At 70.0% G+C, this 19,297-nt stretch carries 16 protein-coding genes; 5 read left to right on the forward strand and 11 right to left on the reverse strand.

The window, feature by feature from the left end; translation table 11 throughout:
• Positions 1 to 21 precede the first annotated feature (21 nt).
• The 4 genes from qcrB to ctaE all read right to left on the reverse strand — a co-directional run bounded on the left by qcrB (position 22) and on the right by ctaE (position 4,206).
• Positions 22 to 1,659 (reverse strand): cytochrome bc1 complex cytochrome b subunit, encoded by a 1,638-nt coding sequence (gene qcrB / locus SAM23877_RS10535; RefSeq protein WP_053129570.1) that lies wholly within the window; start codon positions 1,657 to 1,659, stop codon positions 22 to 24.
• Positions 1,656 to 2,714, reverse strand: a complete 1,059-nt coding sequence (qcrA, locus tag SAM23877_RS10540; protein WP_053129572.1) for a cytochrome bc1 complex Rieske iron-sulfur subunit — start codon at positions 2,712 to 2,714, stop codon at positions 1,656 to 1,658. Before qcrA ends, qcrB begins: the two co-directional genes overlap by 4 nt.
• Entirely contained in the window at positions 2,711 to 3,520 is an 810-nt protein-coding gene (gene qcrC, locus SAM23877_RS10545; RefSeq protein WP_053129576.1) for a cytochrome bc1 complex diheme cytochrome c subunit, read from the reverse strand. The genes qcrA and qcrC overlap by 4 nt, the downstream gene beginning before the upstream one ends.
• A gap of 65 nt (positions 3,521 to 3,585) precedes the next feature.
• A complete protein-coding gene (gene ctaE / locus SAM23877_RS10550; RefSeq protein WP_029393865.1) occupies positions 3,586 to 4,206 on the reverse strand; it encodes an aa3-type cytochrome oxidase subunit III in 621 nt (206 codons plus the stop codon).
• Positions 4,207 to 4,413: 207 nt separating this feature from the next.
• Between ctaE and SAM23877_RS10555 the strand changes: the two genes are divergently transcribed.
• Entirely contained in the window at positions 4,414 to 4,815 is a 402-nt protein-coding gene (locus tag SAM23877_RS10555) for a response regulator (protein WP_053129579.1), read from the forward strand.
• Positions 4,816 to 4,955: 140 nt separating this feature from the next.
• Here the strand turns inward: SAM23877_RS10555 and SAM23877_RS10560 are convergent, their stop codons facing one another.
• The 4 genes from SAM23877_RS10560 to ctaC all read right to left on the reverse strand — a co-directional run bounded on the left by SAM23877_RS10560 (position 4,956) and on the right by ctaC (position 9,451).
• Positions 4,956 to 6,236: a L,D-transpeptidase gene (locus tag SAM23877_RS10560; RefSeq protein ID WP_053129582.1), complete on the reverse strand. Its 1,281-nt coding sequence runs from the start codon at positions 6,234 to 6,236 to the stop codon at positions 4,956 to 4,958.
• Between the two features lie 130 nt (positions 6,237 to 6,366).
• Positions 6,367 to 6,765: a cytochrome c oxidase subunit 4 gene (locus SAM23877_RS10565; RefSeq protein ID WP_053129587.1), complete on the reverse strand. Its 399-nt coding sequence runs from the start codon at positions 6,763 to 6,765 to the stop codon at positions 6,367 to 6,369.
• Entirely contained in the window at positions 6,762 to 8,495 is a 1,734-nt protein-coding gene (gene ctaD / locus SAM23877_RS10570; protein WP_053129590.1) for an aa3-type cytochrome oxidase subunit I, read from the reverse strand. The genes SAM23877_RS10565 and ctaD overlap by 4 nt, the downstream gene beginning before the upstream one ends.
• A complete protein-coding gene (gene ctaC / locus SAM23877_RS10575) occupies positions 8,492 to 9,451 on the reverse strand; it encodes an aa3-type cytochrome oxidase subunit II (RefSeq protein ID WP_053129593.1) in 960 nt (319 codons plus the stop codon). The genes ctaD and ctaC overlap by 4 nt, the downstream gene beginning before the upstream one ends.
• 300 nt (positions 9,452 to 9,751) lie before the next feature.
• Here ctaC and SAM23877_RS10580 point away from each other — a divergent pair, with 300 nt between their 5' ends.
• Positions 9,752 to 11,134: a cysteine desulfurase/sulfurtransferase TusA family protein gene (locus tag SAM23877_RS10580; RefSeq protein ID WP_079030127.1), complete on the forward strand. Its 1,383-nt coding sequence runs from the start codon at positions 9,752 to 9,754 to the stop codon at positions 11,132 to 11,134.
• A gap of 102 nt (positions 11,135 to 11,236) precedes the next feature.
• Here the strand turns inward: SAM23877_RS10580 and SAM23877_RS10585 are convergent, their stop codons facing one another.
• On the reverse strand, positions 11,237 to 12,211 hold the full coding sequence (locus tag SAM23877_RS10585; RefSeq protein ID WP_053129605.1) for a carbohydrate kinase family protein: 975 nt from the start codon (positions 12,209 to 12,211) through the stop codon (positions 11,237 to 11,239).
• Positions 12,212 to 12,345: 134 nt separating this feature from the next.
• Between SAM23877_RS10585 and SAM23877_RS10590 the strand changes: the two genes are divergently transcribed.
• Together SAM23877_RS10590 and SAM23877_RS10595 are read left to right on the forward strand one after the other, a co-directional pair.
• Positions 12,346 to 12,555: a hypothetical protein gene (locus tag SAM23877_RS10590; RefSeq protein ID WP_053129608.1), complete on the forward strand. Its 210-nt coding sequence runs from the start codon at positions 12,346 to 12,348 to the stop codon at positions 12,553 to 12,555.
• A 94-nt stretch (positions 12,556 to 12,649) separates the two neighbouring features.
• Positions 12,650 to 14,188, forward strand: coding sequence for a hypothetical protein (locus SAM23877_RS10595; RefSeq protein WP_053129611.1), 1,539 nt, complete (start codon positions 12,650 to 12,652; stop codon positions 14,186 to 14,188).
• Positions 14,189 to 14,280: 92 nt separating this feature from the next.
• Here SAM23877_RS10595 and SAM23877_RS10600 read toward each other — a convergent pair whose 3' ends face one another.
• Entirely contained in the window at positions 14,281 to 14,637 is a 357-nt protein-coding gene (locus SAM23877_RS10600) for an iron-sulfur cluster assembly accessory protein (RefSeq protein WP_053129615.1), read from the reverse strand.
• A gap of 265 nt (positions 14,638 to 14,902) precedes the next feature.
• Between SAM23877_RS10600 and nadA the strand changes: the two genes are divergently transcribed.
• On the forward strand, positions 14,903 to 16,087 hold the full coding sequence (gene nadA / locus SAM23877_RS10605; RefSeq protein WP_053142354.1) for a quinolinate synthase NadA: 1,185 nt from the start codon (positions 14,903 to 14,905) through the stop codon (positions 16,085 to 16,087).
• 90 nt (positions 16,088 to 16,177) lie between these two features.
• Here the strand turns inward: nadA and SAM23877_RS10610 are convergent, their stop codons facing one another.
• Positions 16,178 to 19,297 carry an efflux RND transporter permease subunit gene (locus SAM23877_RS10610; RefSeq protein WP_053129617.1) on the reverse strand — a complete coding sequence of 1,040 codons (3,120 nt, stop codon included), beginning with the start codon at positions 19,295 to 19,297 and terminating at the stop codon, positions 16,178 to 16,180.

Genomic DNA, 19,297 nt, shown 5'->3' on the forward strand with positions numbered 1-19,297 from the left:
TGGTGTGGCGACGCTGGAGGGTCAGTGGTGGCCGTGGCCGCTCGTGATCTCCTTGTACTCCTCGACGGTCGGCTTCGGAATCTGCGACTCCTCGCCGTAGTACGACTTGCTGAGCTTGGCGCGGAGCTTCTCGGTGCCCTTGACCTTGCGCTCGACGCCGTTCTCGTCGACCGTCGGGCCGATCTCGACCGGCTTGTACTGCTCGTGAGCCGTGAGGGTGTGCAGCTGCTCCTGGCTGAGCGGCTCGTGGACCTCGATGAACTCACCGTGCGGCAGGCGCTTGATGATGCCCGACTCGCGGCCGTGCAGCACCTTCTCCTTGTCCCGGCGCTGGAGGCCGAGGCAGATCCGCTTGGTGACGATGAACGCGATGACCGGGCCGACGAAGAACGCGATGCGGACGAACCAGGTGATCGCGTTGATCGACAGGTGGAAGTGCGTGGCCCAGATGTCGTTGCCGCCACCGATCAGCAGGATGAAGTACTCGGTGATCCAGGCGACACCGAACGCGGTCCGCGTCGGGGCGTTGCGCGGGCGGTCCAGGATGTGGTGCTCGCGCTTGTCGCCGGTGACCCAGGACTCGATGAACGGGTAGACCGCGATCGCCACCAGGACCAACGGGAAGATCATCAGCGGGACGAACACACCCAGGACCAGCGTGTGACCCCAGAAGTTGATCTCCCAGCCGGGCATCACGCGGATCAGGCCCTCGGAGAAGCCCATGTACCAGTCCGGCTGGGCGCCGGTGGAGACCATGTCCGGCCGGTAGGGGCCGATGGACCAGATCGGGTTGATCGTGGCGATCGCCGAGATGGCGGCGATCACGCCGAAGACCAGGAAGAAGAAGCCTCCGGCCTTCGCCATGTACACCGGCAGCAGCGGCATGCCGACGACGTTCTTGTTGGTCTTGCCCGGACCCGCGAACTGCGTGTGCTTGTGGTAGAAGACCAGGATCAGGTGGCCGACCACCAGGCCGAGCATGATGCCCGGCAGCAGCAGGATGTGGACCGAGTAGAACCGGGCCACGAAGTCGTGGCCGGGGAACTCCCCGCCGAAGAGGAAGAACGAGAGGTACGTGCCGACGATCGGCACGGACAGGATCGCGCCCTCCATGAAGCGGATGCCGGTGCCCGAGAGCAGGTCGTCCGGGAGCGAGTAACCGGTGAAGCCGGTGAACATGCCGAGGACGAACAGCAGGAAGCCGAACAGCCAGTTGATCTCACGCGGCTTGCGGAACGCACCCGTGAAGAAGACGCGCATCATGTGCACGAACATGCCGGCCAGGAAGATCAGCGCCGCCCAGTGGTGGATCTGCCGGATGAGCAGACCACCGCGGACGTCGAAGCTGATGTCCAGCGTCGAGGCGTACGCCTCACTCATCAGCTGGCCCTGCAGCGGCACGTACGAGCCGTGGTACGTGACCTCGTTCATCGAGGGGTGGAAGAACAGCGTCAGGTACACACCCGTGAGGATGATGATGATGAAGCTGTAGAGGCAGACCTCACCCAACATGAACGACCAGTGGTCGGGGAAGATCTTGCGCATGTTGGCCTTGGCCAGGGAGTAGATCCCCAGCCGGCCGTCGGCCCAGTCGGCGACGCGCTCGCCGGCCGGTGCCTTCCCGCGAGAGCGGGGGGCTTCGTTCGCTGTAGTGCTCATCCGCGCTCCCAGAAGGCAGGACCGACGGGCTCTTCGAAGTCGCCGAGCGCTTCGAGGTAACCCTCGTCGTTCACGCCGATGCGCAGCTGCGGCAGGGCGTGACCGGCGGGACCGAAGATCACCCGGGCGCCGTCGGCAAGGTCGAAGGTGGACTGGTGGCAGGGGCAGAGCGCGTGGTGCGTCTGCTGCTCGTACAGGGAGATCGGGCAACCGACGTGGGTGCAGATCTTCGAGTACGCCACGATGCCCTCGTGCGACCACTCGAGCTCGCGCTTGTCCTTGATGGCCTCCGGCTCCAGCCGGATGATCATCAGGGCCGCCTTGGCGATCTCGGTCATGAACTCCTCGTCGTGCTCCTCCAGGCCCTCGGGCATGGCGAAGGTGAGGGAGCCCACCGCGACGTCGGAGGGACGCAGCGGCTCGTGGGTGTTCATGTTGACCAGCAGCTTGCCCTTGGACCACAGGGTGTGGCGGAGCTTGGTCTCGGGCAGCGGACCGAGGTCGCGCAGCAGGACGACACCGGAGAGCGGGACCAGGGTCAGCGCGCCGAACATCGTGTTGCGGATCAGCTTGCGGCGCCCGATGACGGACTCCTTGGCACCCTGCTTGAAGTCCGCGTGGACCTTGGCACGGACCTCGGGCTCCGCCTCGATCGGGTGGCGCTCGTCGGCGATCTCCTCGTCGGACATCAGGGTGCGGGCCCAGTGGACCGCGCCCGCGCCGATCGCGAACAGCGCGACGCCGAGCGTCATGCCGAGCGCGAAGTTCAGCGCACTGATGTGACCGATCGGGAAGATGTAGACCGACTGGTCGACCGGGATCGTCACGAACGCGGCGATGAAGCCGACGGTGGCCAGCATCGACAGCGTGAACAGCAGGGCCACCGTGCGCTCGGACCGCCTGGCGGCCCGCTCGTCGATGTCCTGGACACGGTGCTCGTGGGGCGGCAGCCCCGGGTCGGCGAACGGGTTCTTGTCGTCCGCGACCTTCACCGCGCCGTGCGCGGTGCCCTGCTCAGCGGGCAGGTTCTCTTCTGGAATGTCTTGGCTACTCATGACTTCTTGGCCTTTGCGGTCCGAGCGGCGACCCAGACGGCGACCGCGATCAGCGCGCCCAGTCCGAAGACCCACGCGAACAGACCCTCACTGACCGGGCCCAGTCCGCCGAGGCTGAGGCCGCCGGGGTTCTCGGTGTCGTCGCTGTTGACCGCGTGCAGGTAGGCGATGATGTCCTTCTTGTTCTGCTCGGACATCGTGGTGTCGGGGAAGGAGGGCATGTTCTGCGGGCCGGTCTGCATGGCCTCGTAGATGTGCTTGGGGTCGACATCCTCGAGGCTCGGCGCGTACTTGCCGTGCGTCAGCGCGCCACCCTTGCCGGTGAAGTTGTGGCACTGCGCGCAGTTGTTGCGGAACAGCTCACCGCCCTTGGCGATGTCCGCGCCCTCCGGGCCGTACTTCTCCTCCGACGGGATGGCCGGACCGGCGCCCAGCGACGCCACGAAGGCGGCCAGCTGGTCGATCTCGGCCTGGGTGTAGATCACCTTCTTGCGCGGGACCTGAGCGCCCGGCTGCTGGGCCGGCATGCGGCCGGTGCCCACCTGGAAGTCGACGGCCGCGGCACCGACGCCGACGAGGCTCGGACCGTCGGTGGTGCCCTGACCTCCGGTGCCGTGGCAGCTGGCGCAGCCGACGGCGTAGAGCTTCTTGCCCTCTTCGATGGCGAGGGACTGGGCGGTTTCATCGGCCTGCGCCTTGCTCGCGGGTGCGAACGCGGCGTACAGCCCCCCTGTGCATGCCAGCGCGAGGAGTAGGACGACGAGCGCCGCCAGCGGGTGGCGTCGTCGTGCGGAGAGCTTTTTCACGGATTACCCCGGTGTCAGGATCTTCTGCGTCGATGCTTCTGGTATTGGGCGGGTGCGTGCCGCGACTACTTGATCATGTAGATCGTGGCGAAGAGGCCGATCCAGACGACATCGACGAAGTGCCAGTAATAGGACACGACAATGGCCGCGGTCGCCTGCTCGTGGGTGAACCTCCGGGCCGCGTAGGTGCGGCCGAGGACCAGCAGGAAGGCGATGAGGCCGCCCGTCACGTGCAGTCCGTGGAAGCCGGTGGTCAGGTAGAACACCGAGCCGTACGGGTCCGACGAGAGCGAGAGGCCCTCGTGCTTGACCAGTTCGGTGTACTCGAACACCTGACCGCCGATGAAGATCGCACCCATCACGAAGGTGACGATGAACCACATCCGGAGCTTCTTCACGTCACCGCGCTCGGCCGCGAACACGCCGAGCTGACAGGTGAGGGAGGAGAGCACCAGGATCGTGGTGTTCGTCGCGGAGAACGGGAAGTTCAGCGCGTCGGCCTTCTCGGACCAGAAGTCCGGGCCGGTCACCGATCGCAGGGTGAAGTACATCGCGAAGAGGGCCGCGAAGAACATCAGCTCGGAACTCAACCAGATGATGGTTCCGACGCTGGTGAGGTTCGGCCGGTTGACCGACGGGTGCGCGTGCCCGGTTTCTACTGTCGTTGCTGTCGCCACGACCGACATTATGTCGGTCGCTTATCCCGCCCTCACCCCGGGGGGTGCCGTTCGGAGTGTCCGCCCCGTCTGTACTGCCCGTATGGCCCATCGAACGGCCCGTCGAAGCCCTGTCCGAACCAGTGTTGACGGGCTGGACGAGGGAGTAGCATCCGGCGCACGGACTACGACAGTCCCGACGGGCTTCATCGGTCTTCACCGCGTATCGGAGGAAGCATGCAGGCGACCGCCACGGTGCTGGTCTACAGCGACGACTCCAACACCCGCGAGCAGGTGCGGCTGGCGACCGGTCGCCGGCCGGCTCCGGACGTGCCCGTGGTCGAGTTCGTGGAGTGCGCCACCCCGGCCGCCGCGATCAAGGAGCTGGACAAGGGCGGCATCGACGTCTGCGTCCTGGACGGCGAGGCGGTTCCCATGGGTGGCATGGGGCTGTGCCGGCAGATCAAGGACGAGGTCTTCCACTGTCCTCCGGTGCTGCTGCTCATCGCACGGCCGCAGGACGCGTGGCTGGCGACCTGGAGCCGCGCCGAGGCGGCTGTGACGCTCCCGGTGGAGCCCGTCGAGTTCGCGGGCGCGCTGGCCTCCCTGCTGCGGCAGAAGAGGCTGCAGGGCGTCTAGGGGCGCCCGAGGGGCCCGGGGCAGGGGTCGCCGGGGACGGTACGGCGCCGCCGCGGCCCGTCGCGTCCGCGCGGCCGGGCCGTGCGCCGGCCGTCCCGCGTCCCCCGGTGCGCCGCCCCCGGGGGCGTCCTCGAACGTCCTCACACGCTCTCCGGGCGCAGTCGGGCCTGCTCCGCCGCCCCGGGAGCGTCCGGGGTGCCGCCCGTCAGGGCGCTTCCCGTGCGCCACCTGTTCCAGTCCAGGTTCCAGTCGCCGAAGCCGTTGCCGAAGGACTCCATCGTCTCGCCACCGGAGTTGACCACCTCGACGAGGTCGCCCTCCTGGACGGCGCCGAAGAACCACTCCGCGTTGGCGGTGCTCATCCCGACGCAGCCGTGGCTGACGTTGGCGGAGCCCTGGGAGCCGACGGACCAGGGGGCCGCGTGCACGTACTCGCCGCTCCAGGTGACCCGGGTGGCGAAGTACACCGGCAGGTCGTACGACTCCGAGGAGCCCTCGGCGATGCCGACGGTGGTGCTGCGCATGCGTACGAAGGGTTCCTTGCCCAGGACGACCTTGACGCCGTTGCGGGTCTCGAAGCCGGGCTTGCCGGTGGTGACGGGGATCTGCCGGACCTCGCGGCCGTCCTGGAAGAGCGTCAGCGTGTGCGTGGCGGCGTCGGTGACGGCCACCACGTGGTCGTCCGTGGTGATCCTCAGCGGCTTGGCGGCGCCGCCCCACATCCGGTCGCCGATCTTGATGCCGTCGAGGGCGCTGCGCACCTCGATCGTGGCGTGGGCGGGCCAGTACTCCCTGGGCCGGTAGTGGAGCTTCTTGTCGTCCACCCAGTGCCAGGCGCCCTCCACGGCGGGGGTGGACCGCACCTTCAGGGCGCGCTCCACTATGGCCCGCTGGGCCTTGTCCCGGACCGGCTGGTTCAGTTCCGCCGTGATGGGCTGTCCGACCCCGTACGCGCCCGCCTCGGGCCCGAAGGCGACGTCCAGGGTCTTCTTCGCGCTCGGCCGTCCGGTCTCGAAGGTGAGGACCTTGCGGCCGGGCGCGCCGTCGCCGTCCTCGGTGCTGACCCGGACGGTGTACCGGGCGCTGGCGGCCAGCGGGGAGGTGCTGTGCCAGCGGGCCCCGTCCGCGGAGAGTTCGCCCGCCACGTAGCGGCCCGCCGCGTCCACGGCCGTGACGTCCGTGATGCGGCCGTCCGCGCCCTCGGCGACGACCTCCAGGGGTTTGTCCGGGTCGGCCTTCTTCCCGGCGTCCGTGGGGCCGTTGAAGGAGATCTGGCCGGCCGCGTCGTACGGCGCGGCCGTCAGCGGATTGTCGGCGTCGCCGGTGCAGGCGGTGACGCTCGCGCCGAGGGCGATCACCAGCAGGGTGCAGCCGACGACCGTACGCCCCCGCGCCTGGAAGTGAACCGTGTTGCTGCTCATGTCCTCACGCTAGGGAGCGACGTCAACGGCGGCACGGCGGGTAACCCGTACGAGTGAGGGCGGCTGCGGCAGACGAAGGGGCCCGGACTCTCCTGACGGAGTGTCCGGGCCCCTCGGCGTCCGACGCGTGCTACTGGGTGCGGTTCTCCCCGCGGTAGTACTCGAAGACCCAGCCGAACAGGCCCACGAGGATGACCGGCGCGGAGAAGTACATGATCCACCAGCCGACGGCCACGCCCAGGAAGGCGAGCGCGCCGCCGAGACCGAGCGCCAGCGGCTGCCAGCTGTGCGGGCTGAAGAACCCGACCTCGCCGGCCTCGTCCGCGACGTCCGCTTCCTTGTTGTCCTGGGCCCCGGCGTCCACCCGCTTGGCCGTGAAGGCCAGGTAGAAGCCGATCATGATGGCCAGGCCGAAGGCCAGGAAGAGGGCCGTGGTGCCGGCCGGCTCCTTCGACCAGTAGCCGTAGACGATCGCGACGGCCAGGATGAAGACGCTCAGCCAGATGAAGAGCTTGCCCTGGATCTTCACTTCCCGGCCTCCTTGCCGCCGGCGAGGGCCTTCTCACCGTGACCGACGTTCTCCAGCTGGTCCAGCGCGGAGATCTCCGGGTGGTGCAGGTCGAAGGCCGGGGATTCACTGCGGATGCGCGGCAGGGTGAGGAAGTTGTGCCGCGGCGGCGGGCAGGAGGTCGCCCACTCCAGCGAACGGCCGTAGCCCCACGGGTCGTCCACGTTGACCGGCTTGCCGTACTTGGCCGTCTTCCAGATGTTGTAGAAGAACGGCAGCATCGACATGCCGAGCAGGAACGAGCTGATCGTCGAGATCGTGTTCAGGGCCGTGAAGCCGTCGGCCGCCAGGTAGTCGGCGTACCGGCGCGGCATGCCCTCGGCACCCAGCCAGTGCTGGACGAGGAACGTGCCGTGGAAGCCGATGAACAGCGTCCAGAAGGTGATCTTGCCCAGGCGCTCGTCCAGCAGCTTGCCGGTGAACTTCGGCCACCAGAAGTGGAAGCCGGCGAACATCGCGAACACCACCGTGCCGAACACCACGTAGTGGAAGTGCGCCACCACGAAGTACGAGTCCGAGACGTGGAAGTCCAGCGGCGGCGAGGCCAGGATGACACCGGTCAGACCACCGAAGAGGAAGGTGATCAGGAAGCCGGTGGACCACAGCATCGGGGTCTCGAAGCTGATCGAGCCCTTCCACATGGTGCCGATCCAGTTGAAGAACTTCACACCGGTCGGGACCGCGATCAGGAAGGTCATGAACGAGAAGAACGGCAACAGCACGCCGCCCGTGACGTACATGTGGTGCGCCCACACCGTCACCGACAGACCGGCGATCGCGATGGTCGCCGCGATCAGGCCCATGTAGCCGAAGATCGGCTTCCGGGAGAAGACCGGGATGATCTCACTGACGATGCCGAAGAACGGCAGCGCGATGATGTACACCTCGGGATGCCCGAAGAACCAGAACAGGTGCTGCCACAGCAGGGCTCCGCCGTTGGCCGAGTCGAAGATGTGGGCACCGAACTTGCGGTCGGCCTCCAGCGCGAACAGGGCCGCGGCCAGCACCGGGAAGGCGAGCAGGACCAGCACACCGGTCAGCAGCACGTTCCAGGTGAAGATCGGCATGCGGAACATGGTCATGCCCGGGGCGCGCATGCAGATGATCGTGGTGATGAAGTTGACCGAGCCGAGGATGGTGCCGAAGCCGGAGAAGGCCAGACCCATGATCCACAGGTCACCGCCGATGCCCGGCGAGTGCACCGCGTCGGACAGCGGCGAGTAGGCGAACCAGCCGAAGTCGGCCGCGCCCTGCGGGGTCAGGAAGCCGCCCACCGCGATCGTCGAGCCGAACAGGTACAGCCAGTAGGCGAACATGTTCAGCCGCGGGAACGCCACGTCCGGCGCGCCGATCTGCAGCGGCATGATCCAGTTCGCGAAGCCGGCGAACAGCGGCGTCGCGAACATCAGCAGCATGATCGTGCCGTGCATCGTGAACGCCTGGTTGAACTGCTCGTTCGACATGATCTGCAGACCCGGCCGGGCCAGCTCGGCGCGCATGAAGAGCGCCATCACGCCGCCGATCACGAAGAACGCGAACGACGTGGCCAGGTACAGCGTGCCGATCGTCTTGTGGTCCGTGGTCGTCAGCCACTTGACCACGATCTCGCCACGCCTCTGGCGCCGGACCGGCAGCTCGTCCTCATAGTGGGACCCTGCCGCGGCACCCTGGGGTTCGTTGAGGATGCTCACAGGATGTTCGACTCCCGGTTCTTCTCGTGGCCCGCCTGCTCGATGCCGGCGGGGACGTAACCGGTCTGCCCCTTCTTCACGAGGTCGTTCAGGTGCTGCTCGTAGCGCTCCGGAGAGACGACCTTCACGTTGAACAGCATCCGGGAGTGGTCCACGCCGCACAGCTCGGCGCACTTGCCCATGAAGGTGCCCTCCTTGTTGGGGGTGACCTCGAAGGCGTTGGTGTGGCCCGGGATGACGTCCTGCTTCATGAGGAACGGCACCACCCAGAAGGAGTGGATGACGTCACGCGAGGTGAGGACGAAGCGGACCGTCTTGCCCTTGGGGAGCCAGAGGGTCGGGCCCGGGTTGTTGGTCTGCGGGTTCCGCGTGCTCGGGACACCGCAGTCGAAGGTGCCGCCGGCGTTCGCCGGGAAGTCCTCCTTGTACCGGTCCGGGATGCCGGCCAGTTCCTTGGAGGTCTTGGCGTCACCGGTGGAACCGTCGACGTTCTCGACGTAGTTGAAGCACCAGCTCCACTGGAAGCCGACCACGTTGACCGTGACGTCGGGCTTCTTCTTCAGGGTCAGGAGCTCGGACTCGTCACGGGCGGTGAAGTAGAACAGCACCGAGACGATGACGAGCGGAACGATGGTGTAGAGCGCCTCGATGGGCAGGTTGTACCTGTTCTGCGGAGGTACCTCGACCTTGGTGCGGGTGCGCCGGTGGAAGAAGCAACTCCACAGGATCAGGCCCCACACCAGCACGCCGGTGGCCAGCGCGGCTGCCCAGGAGCCCTGCCACAGGGAGAGGATCCGCGGAGCCTCTTCCGTGGTGGGGGTGGGCATGCCGAGGCGGGGGAAGTCCTCGTATGTGCAACCGGTGGCGGTCGCCAGGACCAGGCCCGCGGTCAGTGCCTGCAGCAGCTTCCGCCGCATCGGGCGCCGCGGCGAGCGGTCGGAGCCGTTGGGACTCACGTAGCGCCTTCCCGAGAGTCTCGCCCGCGCTGTTCGGCTGCGGCCTTCTCGCTGGTCGGTCGCCGCCCTGCGTCGGGCAGGGGTTTGATGTTTATGCGGACCAAACCCTAGCCGACGCCCTCCGGGGGGTCGCGGGGAGGGTGGCATACGCGCCGGGGGGCACCCTGAAAGGGTGGGACGGGACGCCCACGAGGGGTGCGAGCTGGGGTTACGCGGCGGCTCGCGGTGCGTTGTGGCGGCTCGCGCGGTTCCCCGCGCCCCTCCGGGGCGTTTCCCCACCGGACGTCATAGCGTGGGCCTGTGGCCTACTTCGACGCTGCTTCCGCTGCTCCTCTTCATCCCGTCGCCCGGCAGGCGCTGTTGGCGTCCCTCGACGAGGGGTGGGCCGATCCCGCGCGGCTGTACCGGGAAGGGCGCCGGGCCCGGTTGCTGCTCGACGCCGCCCGGGAGGCGGCCGCGGAGGCCGTGGGGTGCCGGGCGGACGAGCTGGTGTTCACTCCTTCGGGGACGCGGGCGGTGCATTCGGGGGTCTCCGGGGCACTGGCCGGGCGGCGTCGGGCCGGAAATCACCTCATCGTGTCCGCCGTCGAACACTCCTCCGTACTGCACGCCGCCGAGACGCACGAGGCCGGCGGCGGGGCGGTCACCCGGGTGCCGGTGAACCGGACGGGGGCGGTCGACCCGGCGGCGTACGCGGGGGCCCTGCGCGCCGGCACCGCCCTGGCCTGCCTCCAGTCGGCCAACCACGAGGTGGGCACGGAGCAGCCGGTGGCCGAGGTGGGAGAGGCCTGCCGGGCGGCGGGGGTGCCGTTGCTGGTGGACGCGGCCCAGTCGCTGGCGTGGGGACGCGTCGAGGGCGACTGGTCGCTGCTCACGGCGAGCGCCCACAAGTGGGGCGGGCCGTCGGGGGTCGGGCTGCTCGTCGTGCGCAAGGGCACGCGGTTCGCGCCCGAGGGCCCGGCGGACGAGCGGGAGTCGGGCCGGGCGCCCGGTTTCGAGAACCTTCCGGCGATCGTCGCCGCGGCGGCCTCGCTGCGGGCGGTGCGGGCCGAGGCGGCCGAGGAGGCGGCCCGGCTGCGGGAGCTGACGGAGCGGATCCGGGCTCGGGTGCCGGCTCTGGTGCCGGACGTGGAGGTGGTCGGCGACCCGGCGCGCCGGCTGCCCGGTGTCGTCACCTTCTCGTGTCTCTACGTCGACGGGGAGACCCTGCTGCACGAGCTGGACCGGGCGGGTTTCTCGGTCTCCTCCGGGTCGTCCTGCACCAGCAGCACCCTGACGCCCAGTCACGTCCTGAAGGCGATGGGGGTGCTCACCGAGGGCAACGTCCGGGTGTCGCTGCCGCCGGGGACACCGGCCGAGGACGTCGAGCGCTTCCTCGAGGTGCTGCCGGGCACGGTGGCCGCGGTGCGGGAGAGGCTGGGCGCGCCGACGGCCACGGAGGCCGCCCCCCGGACGGGGGACGACCTCGTGGTGGACGCGCTCGGGCGGCGCTGCCCCGTCCCGGTGATCGAACTCGCCAAGGTCATCGGCGACGTGCCCGTCGGCGGCACGGTCCGCGTCCTGTCCGACGACGAGGCCGCCCGCCTGGACATCCCGGCGTGGTGCGAGATGCGGGGCCAGGAGTACGTGGGGGAAGCGCCGGCGGCGGCGGGAACGGCTTACGTGGTCCGCCGGACCAGCTGACCCACCGCGGGGCGCGGGGGCCGCTCGCGGGTGCGGCTCCGCCGCGCGGGCGGGCCGGCCCCCACGCACCCGCACGAGGCGAACGCGTGGGCGCGCCCGCGGTCAGCCCAGGTGCGCCTGGACCTCGGCGGCCGCCTCGTCCCCGTACGCCTTGGTGAACCGCTCCATGAAGTGGCCCCGCCGCAGCTGGTACTCCTGCGTCCCCACGGTCTCGATGACCAGCGTGGCGAGCATGCACCCGACCTGCGCGGCCCGCTCCAGCGAGACCCCCCACGCCAGTCCCGACAGGAACCCCGCGCGGAAGGCGTCGCCCACGCCGGTCGGGTCGGCCTTGCGCTCCTCGTCCGGGACGCCGACCTCGATGGTCTCCTCGCCGACCCGTTCGATACGGACGCCCCGGGCGCCGAGGGTGGTGACCCGGTGGCCGACGCGGCCGAGGATCTCCTCGTCCGTCCAGCCGGTCTTGGTCTCGATCAGCCCCTTCTCGTACTCGTTGGAGAAGAGGTAGGTCGCCCCGTCCAGCAGTATCCGGATCTCGTCGCCGTTCATCCGGGCGATCTGCTGGGAGAAGTCGGCGGCGAAGGGGATGGACCGCGCGCGGCACTCCTCGGTGTGCCGGAGCATCGCCTCCGGGTCGTCGGCGCCCACGGAGACCAGGTCGAGGCCGCCCACGCGGTCGGCGACGGTCTTCAGCTCGATGAGGCGGGCCTCGCTCATGGCACCGGTGTAGAAGGAGCCGATCTGGTTGTGGTCGGCGTCGGTGGTGCACACGAAGCGGGCGGTGTGCAGCGTCTCGGAGATGCGCACCGAGTCGGTGTCGACGCCGTGCCGGTCCAGCCAGGCCCGGTACTCGTCGAAGTCCGAGCCGGCGGCGCCGACCAGGATCGGCCGGGTGCCGAGCTGTCCCATGCCGAAGGCGATGTTCGCGGCGACCCCGCCCCGGCGCACGTCGAGCTGGTCGACCAGGAAGGAGAGCGAGACCGTGTGCAACTGGTCCGCGACGAGCTGGTCGGAGAAACGGCCGGGGAAGGTCATGAGGTGATCGGTGGCGATGGAGCCGGTGACTGCGATGCGCACGGCGTGGACTCTCTCCTGAAGGGGAGGGCGGGTTGACAGTTCACGCTACCCGGGACTTCCTCGGACCCGAAGCAGGCAAAACTACCCGGTAGTACAACTTTCTTCGCGGTCCGGGACGTGCCTACGGTTCTGTTATGACGAACTCGAGGACCGCCGACCCCGCCCCGGCCGACCTGGACGGCGACCTGGCGTCGCTGCGCGGTGACTGCGCCCGGATGGCCCCGCGCTGGGAGACTCCGGCGCGGGCGTCCACCCGTCCCGTCCCCGTCTCGCTGATCCACGGCGTGCGGGTGCCGCAGACGTCGGCCAGGCTGCTGGAGGCGATGTCCGACTACGGCGACTGAGGGCCGTCCGGGCGGCGCGCGACGCCGCCGGGAACCGGATCCTCCCCCACCGCGTCCCATCGCTGTCCCCAGTAACAGCCGAAGGAGCGATGCGGTGAACACCGAGCGACCCGACAACGACGACGCCACCGCCTCCGACGAGGCCGGCACCGGGCGCCCCGCGCGGCGGCGCCCCCGGGCGGTCGCGGTCGCGTCGGTCGCCGCCGCCGTGCTGCTGGTCGGGACCGGCGGGGCCTATCTGGCCACCTCCGCCTCCGGCGACGACCCGGATGGCGGTACGTCGTCCGGGGCGTCCGGCGACGACACTCCCCCGCCGCTCGTCCTGGACGGGTACGGCGCGCCTTCCCAGGGCGGCACGAACGGCATCGCGCCCGGCGAACCCGACCCGAACGGCGTCACCTACCGGTCCGACGGCCCGCTCCCCGAGGGGCCCGGCTCGGCGCCCGTGTACCGGGCCAAGGGCGAGGTCAGCGAGGCGGAGGTGGCGCGGCTGGCCGAGGCGCTCGAGGTCGAGGGGACACCGCGCGTGCGGGGCGAGGAGTGGAGGGTCGGCACCGCCGGGGACGGTTCGGGTCCGCTGCTCACGGTGCACCGGCAGGCGCCGGGCACCTGGACGTTCCACCGCTACGCCCCCGGCACGGACGACTGCGGCAAGGGCCCGGCGTGCAAGGCTCCGTCCGCCGGCGGGAGCCCGGTGAGCGAGGCGGCCGCGAAGAAGGCGGCGGCTCCGGTGCTCAAGGCGCTGGGACAGGACGACGCCAAGCTGGACGCGGGCCAGGTCATGGGCGCCCGCCGGGCCGTCAACGCCGAGCCCGAGGTCGGCGGGCTGCCGACGTACGGCTGGACGACCGGCGTGGTCGTCGGCCCGCAGGGCGAGGTGGTCGGCGGCAGCGGCCAGGTGACGGCGCCGGTCAAGGGCGACACGTACCCGGTGCTGGGCGCCGAGGAGGCGCTGGCGCTGCTCAACGCGCCGGGCGGCGGCACCGGGGCCGGTATCGGCGGCTGCGCGAGCCCCGTACCGCATCGGGACCGCGCGGACGCGGCCTGCGAGCCGTCGGCGGGCACGCCGCAGAAGCCGGGCAGGCCCGACGCGTCGGAGAAGCCCGGGGAGCGGACGGTCGCGGTCGAGGACGCGGTGTTCGGGCTGGCCGCCCATCCGGTGCGGGGCCGGCAGACGCTGGTGCCGTCCTGGCTGTTCGAGGTGCGGGCGCCGGGCGCGCGGGACGCCCTCACGGTCACGTATCCGGCGGTGGACCCGAAGTACCTGACCACCGCCGCTCCCGCCTCGCCCTCCCCGGCCCCGTCCGACGGGCCGACCTCGGCGCCGTCGGAGCCGCGGGACGTGCGGGCCGACGGCTACACGGCCGCGGGCGGGGAGCTGACGGTGCACTTCACGGGCGGGGTCTGCGCCGACTACGAGGCGACGGCGAAGGAGAGCGCGGGGAAGGTGACGGTCACGGTGACCGAGACCCCGCGTCCCGGGAAGGTCTGCATCCTCATCGCGAAGGAGTACGAGCGGACGGTGCCGCTCGACGAGCCGCTCGGCGACCGGACGGTCGTGGGCCCCGACGGCGAGAAGATCCCGGCGCACAAGCCGGGCGCGCGGCTGCCGGCCCCGTCCGGGAGCCGGTGACCCGGAACCACCCGGCGCGACGACAGGGCGGCGGCCCGGGGTGATCCCCGGGCCGCCGCCCTGTGTACGACTGTGGCGCGTGGCCGCGCGGCTCAGCTGAAGGAGTCGCCGCAGGCGCAGGAACCCGTCGCGTTCGGGTTGTCGATCGTGAAGCCCTGCTTCTCGATCGTGTCCACGAAGTCGATGGTGGCACCGCCCAGGTACGGGGCGCTCATCCGGTCGGTGGTGACCTTGACGCCGTCGAAGTCCTTCACCACGTCGCCGTCGAGCGAGCGCTCGTCGAAGAAGAGCTGGTAGCGCAGGCCGGAGCAGCCACCGGGCTGGACGGCGACGCGCAGCGCCAGGTCCTCGCGGCCTTCCTGGTCGAGCAGGGCCTTGACCTTGGCCGCGGCGGCGTCGGTCAGGATGATGCCGTCGGTGACGGTGGTGGTCTCGTCCGATACGGACATCTACATCTCTCCCGGGTTGTACGGAGACTGCTTGCCGACGGTTCCAACCGGCGGGGCCGCGGATTCATTCCGGGATCGGTCCCGGATCTCGCCCTCGGCCTTCCCCTTCATGCTCGCACACGCCCCGGGGAGCGGACAGCGGCTGTGGACGGCGGCTCGGGCACCGGGATTCACGTCACACCGACACAAGGGCCATCGTCAAACTGACGTGAACCGGTTATGATAGATAGCGTCAGTTCGACGAAAAGAAGAAAGGGTGCGTGTCGTGACCACCGCCCAAACGCAGGAGCTCGACGTACAGCCGTCGCCTCTCGCTCTGCTGCTGCTCGGCCGCGAGGCCGACCCGAGAAGCGAGCGCGGCGTGGAGTGCCCCGGCGATCTCCCCTCGCCCTCCGACCCGGACCTGGTCGCCCGCGCCCGCGCGGCCAAGGAGAAGCTCGGGGACAAGGTCTTCGTGCTCGGTCACCACTACCAGCGCGACGAGGTCATCCAGTTCGCCGACGTCACGGGTGACTCCTTCAAGCTGGCCCGGGACGCGGCCGCGCGCCCGGAGGCCGAGTACATCGTCTTCTGCGGTGTGCACTTCATGGCGGAGTCGGCCGACATCCTGACCTCCGACGAGCAGAAGGTGGTCCTGCCCGACCTGGCGGCCGGTTGCTCGATGGCCGACATGGCCACCGCCGAGCAGGTCGCCGAGTGCTGGGACGTGCTGACCGAGGCCGGCGTCGCCGAGCAGGTCGTGCCCGTCTCGTACATGAACTCGTCCGCGGACATCAAGGCGTTCACGGGCAAGCACGGCGGCACCATCTGCACGTCGTCCAACGCGAAGCGGGCCCTGGACTGGGCCTTCGAGCAGGGCGAGAAGGTGCTGTTCCTGCCCGACCAGCACCTGGGCCGCAACACCGCGGTGCGGGACATGGGCATGTCCCTGGAGGACTGCGTCCTCTACAACCCGCACAAGCCGAACGGCGGACTGACCGCCGAGGAGCTGCGCGCCGCGAAGATGATCCTGTGGCGGGGCCACTGCTCGGTGCACGGCCGCTTCAGCCTCGACTCGGTGAACGACGTGCGCGAGCGCCTACCGGGCGTGAACGTCCTGGTGCACCCCGAGTGCCGGCACGAGGTCGTCGCGGCGGCGGACCTGGTCGGCTCGACCGAGTACATCATCAAGACCCTGGAGGCGGCCCCGGCCGGTTCCAAGTGGGCCATCGGCACGGAACTGAACCTGGTCCGCCGCCTGGCGAACCGTTTCGCCCCCGAGGGCAAGGAGATCGTCTTCCTCGACAAGACGGTCTGCTTCTGCTCGACCATGAACCGCATCGACCTGCCGCACCTGGTGTGGGCGCTGGAGTCGCTCGCCGAGGGCACCCTCGTCAACCGCATCGAGGTCGACAAGGAGACCGAGGCGTTCGCCAAGCTGGCGCTGGAGCGGATGCTGGCACTGCCGTAGGGGCGGGGTTCGAGGACCGGAACGGGGAGGGGCCCCGCACCACCACCTTCGGTGGCGGGCGGGGCCCCTCCCCGTTCGGGTTCCGGTCGCTCAGACCTTCGCCGGCTCCGGCTCGTCCGAGGCCTCGGCCCGCGGCGGCACGGCGCCGCCCTTCTTCGCCGCGCGCTTCTTCGCACGGCGCTCCTTGCGCAGCTCCAGCATCGCGTAGAGGGTCGGGACCAGCAGCAGCGTCAGCAGGGTCGAGGTGATCAGACCGCCGATCACCACCACCGCCAGCGGCTGGGCGATGAACCCGCCCTCGCCGGTGACGCCCAGCGCCATCGGGAGCAGGGCGAAGATCGTCGCCAGGGCCGTCATGAGGATCGGGCGCAGCCGGTGCCGGCCGCCCTCGACGACGGCCTCGACGACGCCGTAGCCCTGCCCCCGGTACTGGTTGATCAGGTCGATCAGCACGATCGCGTTGGTGACCACGATGCCGATCAGCATCAGCATGCCGATCATCGCCGGGACGCCCATCGGGGTGCCCGTGGCCAGCAGCAGGCCGATGGCGCCGGTCGCCGCGAACGGGATGGACACCAGCAGGATCAGCGGCTGGGCCAGCGACCGGAAGGTGCCGACCAACAGCATGAACACGATCGCGATGGCCGCGAGCATGGCGAGGCCCAGGTTGACGAACGCCTCGTCCTGGTCGGCGGTGACGCCGCCGATCTCGGCCGTGGCGCCGGCCGGCAGGTCCAGCCCGTTGATCTTCGACTGGAGTTCCGTGCCCACCGCGCCGGTGTTGTCGCCGGTCGGCTTGGCGGTGATGGTCGCCGCCCGCTGGCCGTCGATGCGGGTCATCGAGACCGGGCCGTCCACGAGCTGGACGGTGGCGATGTCGCCGAGCTTGGCCGGGCCCAGGTTCAGGGCCTTCAGCTGAGCCAGCGTCGCGGCCGGCTGGGCCGACCTGATGACGACGTCGCGCTCGGTGTCGTCGAGGACCGCCTTGGCGGCCGGGGTGCCGCGCACCGCCTGGGCGACGGCCGCGCCGAGCGTCTGGTCGCTGAAGCCGGCCCCGGCCGCCTTCGCGTTGGCCTTGACCGAGACGCGGGGCACGCTCTGCGCCAGGTCGCTGGTGACGTCGGTGACGTCGTCGAGCCCGGCGACCGTCTTGCGGACCTCCTCGGAGGCCTCGCGGAGCACCTGCGCGTCGGCCGCCTTGACGACGACGCTCAGGTCCTGGCTGCCGAAGCCGTCACCGGCGGCGACGGTGGTGGTGCCGATGCCGTCGAGCTCGGCGAGCCCGTCCTCGATGTGGTCCTGGACGTCCTCGGCGTTCGCCGAGTCCTCCAGCATGAGTTGGTACGAGGCCTGGTTGGTGTCCGTGCCGCCGCCGAAGGCGGCCATGAACCCGGACGAGCCGATGGTGACCTGGAAGTCCTTGACGCCCTCGGTGTCGCCGAGCAGCTTCTCGACCTTCTCCGCCTGGGCGTTCGTCGCGCTCAGGCTGGTGCCGGGCTTCAGCTCCTGCTTGATGCTGAGGACCTTCTGGTCACCCTGGTCGAAGAAGTTGGTCTTCAGCAGCGGCGCCATGCCGAACGTGCCGAGCAGGACGACGACCGCGATGGCCACGCTGGTCAGGCGACGGCGGGTGGCGAAGCGCAGGACGGGGACGTAGATGCGCTGGAGGCGGCTCCTGGCCTCCTTCTCCTCGGCCAGCCGACGGGCCTCGTCCGCGTCCTCGGGGGTGCCCTTCGGAGGACGGAGGAACCAGTACGACAGCACCGGGACGACCGTCAGCGACACCAGCAGGGAGGCCAGCAGCGCGGCGGTGACGGTGAGGCTGAAGGAACCGAACAGCTCGCCGACCATGCCGCCGACCAGGCCGATCGGCAGGAACACGGCCACCGTGGTCAGCGTCGAGGAGGTGACCGCTCCGGCGACCTCCCGGACGGCCTTGAGGATGGCCTCCTGGCGCTCCTCGCCGTAGCCGAGGTGCCGCTTGATGTTCTCCAGGACCACGATCGAGTCGTCGACCACGCGGCCGATGGCGATGGTCAGCGCGCCCAGCGTCAGCATGTTCAGCGACAGGTCGCGCGTCCACAGCACGATCAGCGCCAGCACCACCGACAGCGGGATGGAGACCGCGGTGACCAGGGTGGAGCGGACCGACGCCAGGAAGACCAGGATGATCAGGACGGCGAAGAGCAGACCGAGGGCGCCCTCGGTGGTCAGGCCCTCGATGGCCTTGGAGACCGCCGGGCCCTGGTCGCTGACGACGGTGAGCGTCGCGCCGGAGCCGAGCTGCTCGCGCAGGTCGGGGAGCTTGTCCTCGACGGCGTTCGAGATGGCGACCGCGCTGCCGTCGTGGTCCATCGTGACGGCGACGGAGAGGCTCGGTTCGCCGTTGGTGCGGGTGAGGGAGTCGGCCTTGGCCTCCTCCTCCTCGACGGTGGCCACGTCACGGAGGCGCACGGGCTTGTCGACGCCCTCGCCGGTGACCATGAGGTCCTGGATCTGCTTCAGCGAGGTGAAGCCGCCGCCGACCTGGACGGTGCGGTTGGCGCCGCCCTCGTCGAAGGAGCCCGCGGGGACGGTGGCGCCGCCGGCCTGGAGGGACTGGGCGAGCACCTGGGGGGCCACGCCGGCCTCGGCCAGCTTCGCCGGGTCGGGGGTGACGGTGACCTGGAGGTCCCGGACGCCGTCGACCACGACCTGGGCGACCCCGTCGATGTCCTTCAGCTCGGCGACGACCGTCTTGTCGAGCTGGTCGGCCAGCGCCTGCTGGTCCTTGTCGGAGGTGACGGCGAGGACGACGGTGGGGATGTCGTCCGTGGAACCGGAGATGACCTGCGGGTCCACGTCGTCCGGGAGCTGGGCGCGGGCCCGGTTGACGGCCTGCTGGACGTCGGCGACGAGCTGCTGGGTGCCGTTGCCGTAGTCGAAGGACGCCATGATGACGGCGTTGCCCTCACTGGCCGTCGCGGTGATGCCGGAGATCCCGTCGACGGCTTCGAGGCTGTCCTCGATCGGCTCGACGACCTGCTTCTCGACCACGTCGGGCGAGGCGCCCTGGTAGGGCGCCAGCACGGACACCATGGGCAGTTCGATGGTGGGCAGCAGCTGCTGCTTGAGCTGGGGGATGGCGATCGCGCCGAAGACGAGCGCGACGATCGACATCAGGCCTATCAGGGCCCGTTGCGCGAGGCTGAACCTCGACAGCCAGGACAT

Origin of the sequence: Streptomyces ambofaciens ATCC 23877 (assembly GCF_001267885.1) — a bacterium.
In the GTDB taxonomy this organism is placed as follows: Bacteria; Actinomycetota; Actinomycetes; order Streptomycetales; family Streptomycetaceae; genus Streptomyces; species Streptomyces ambofaciens.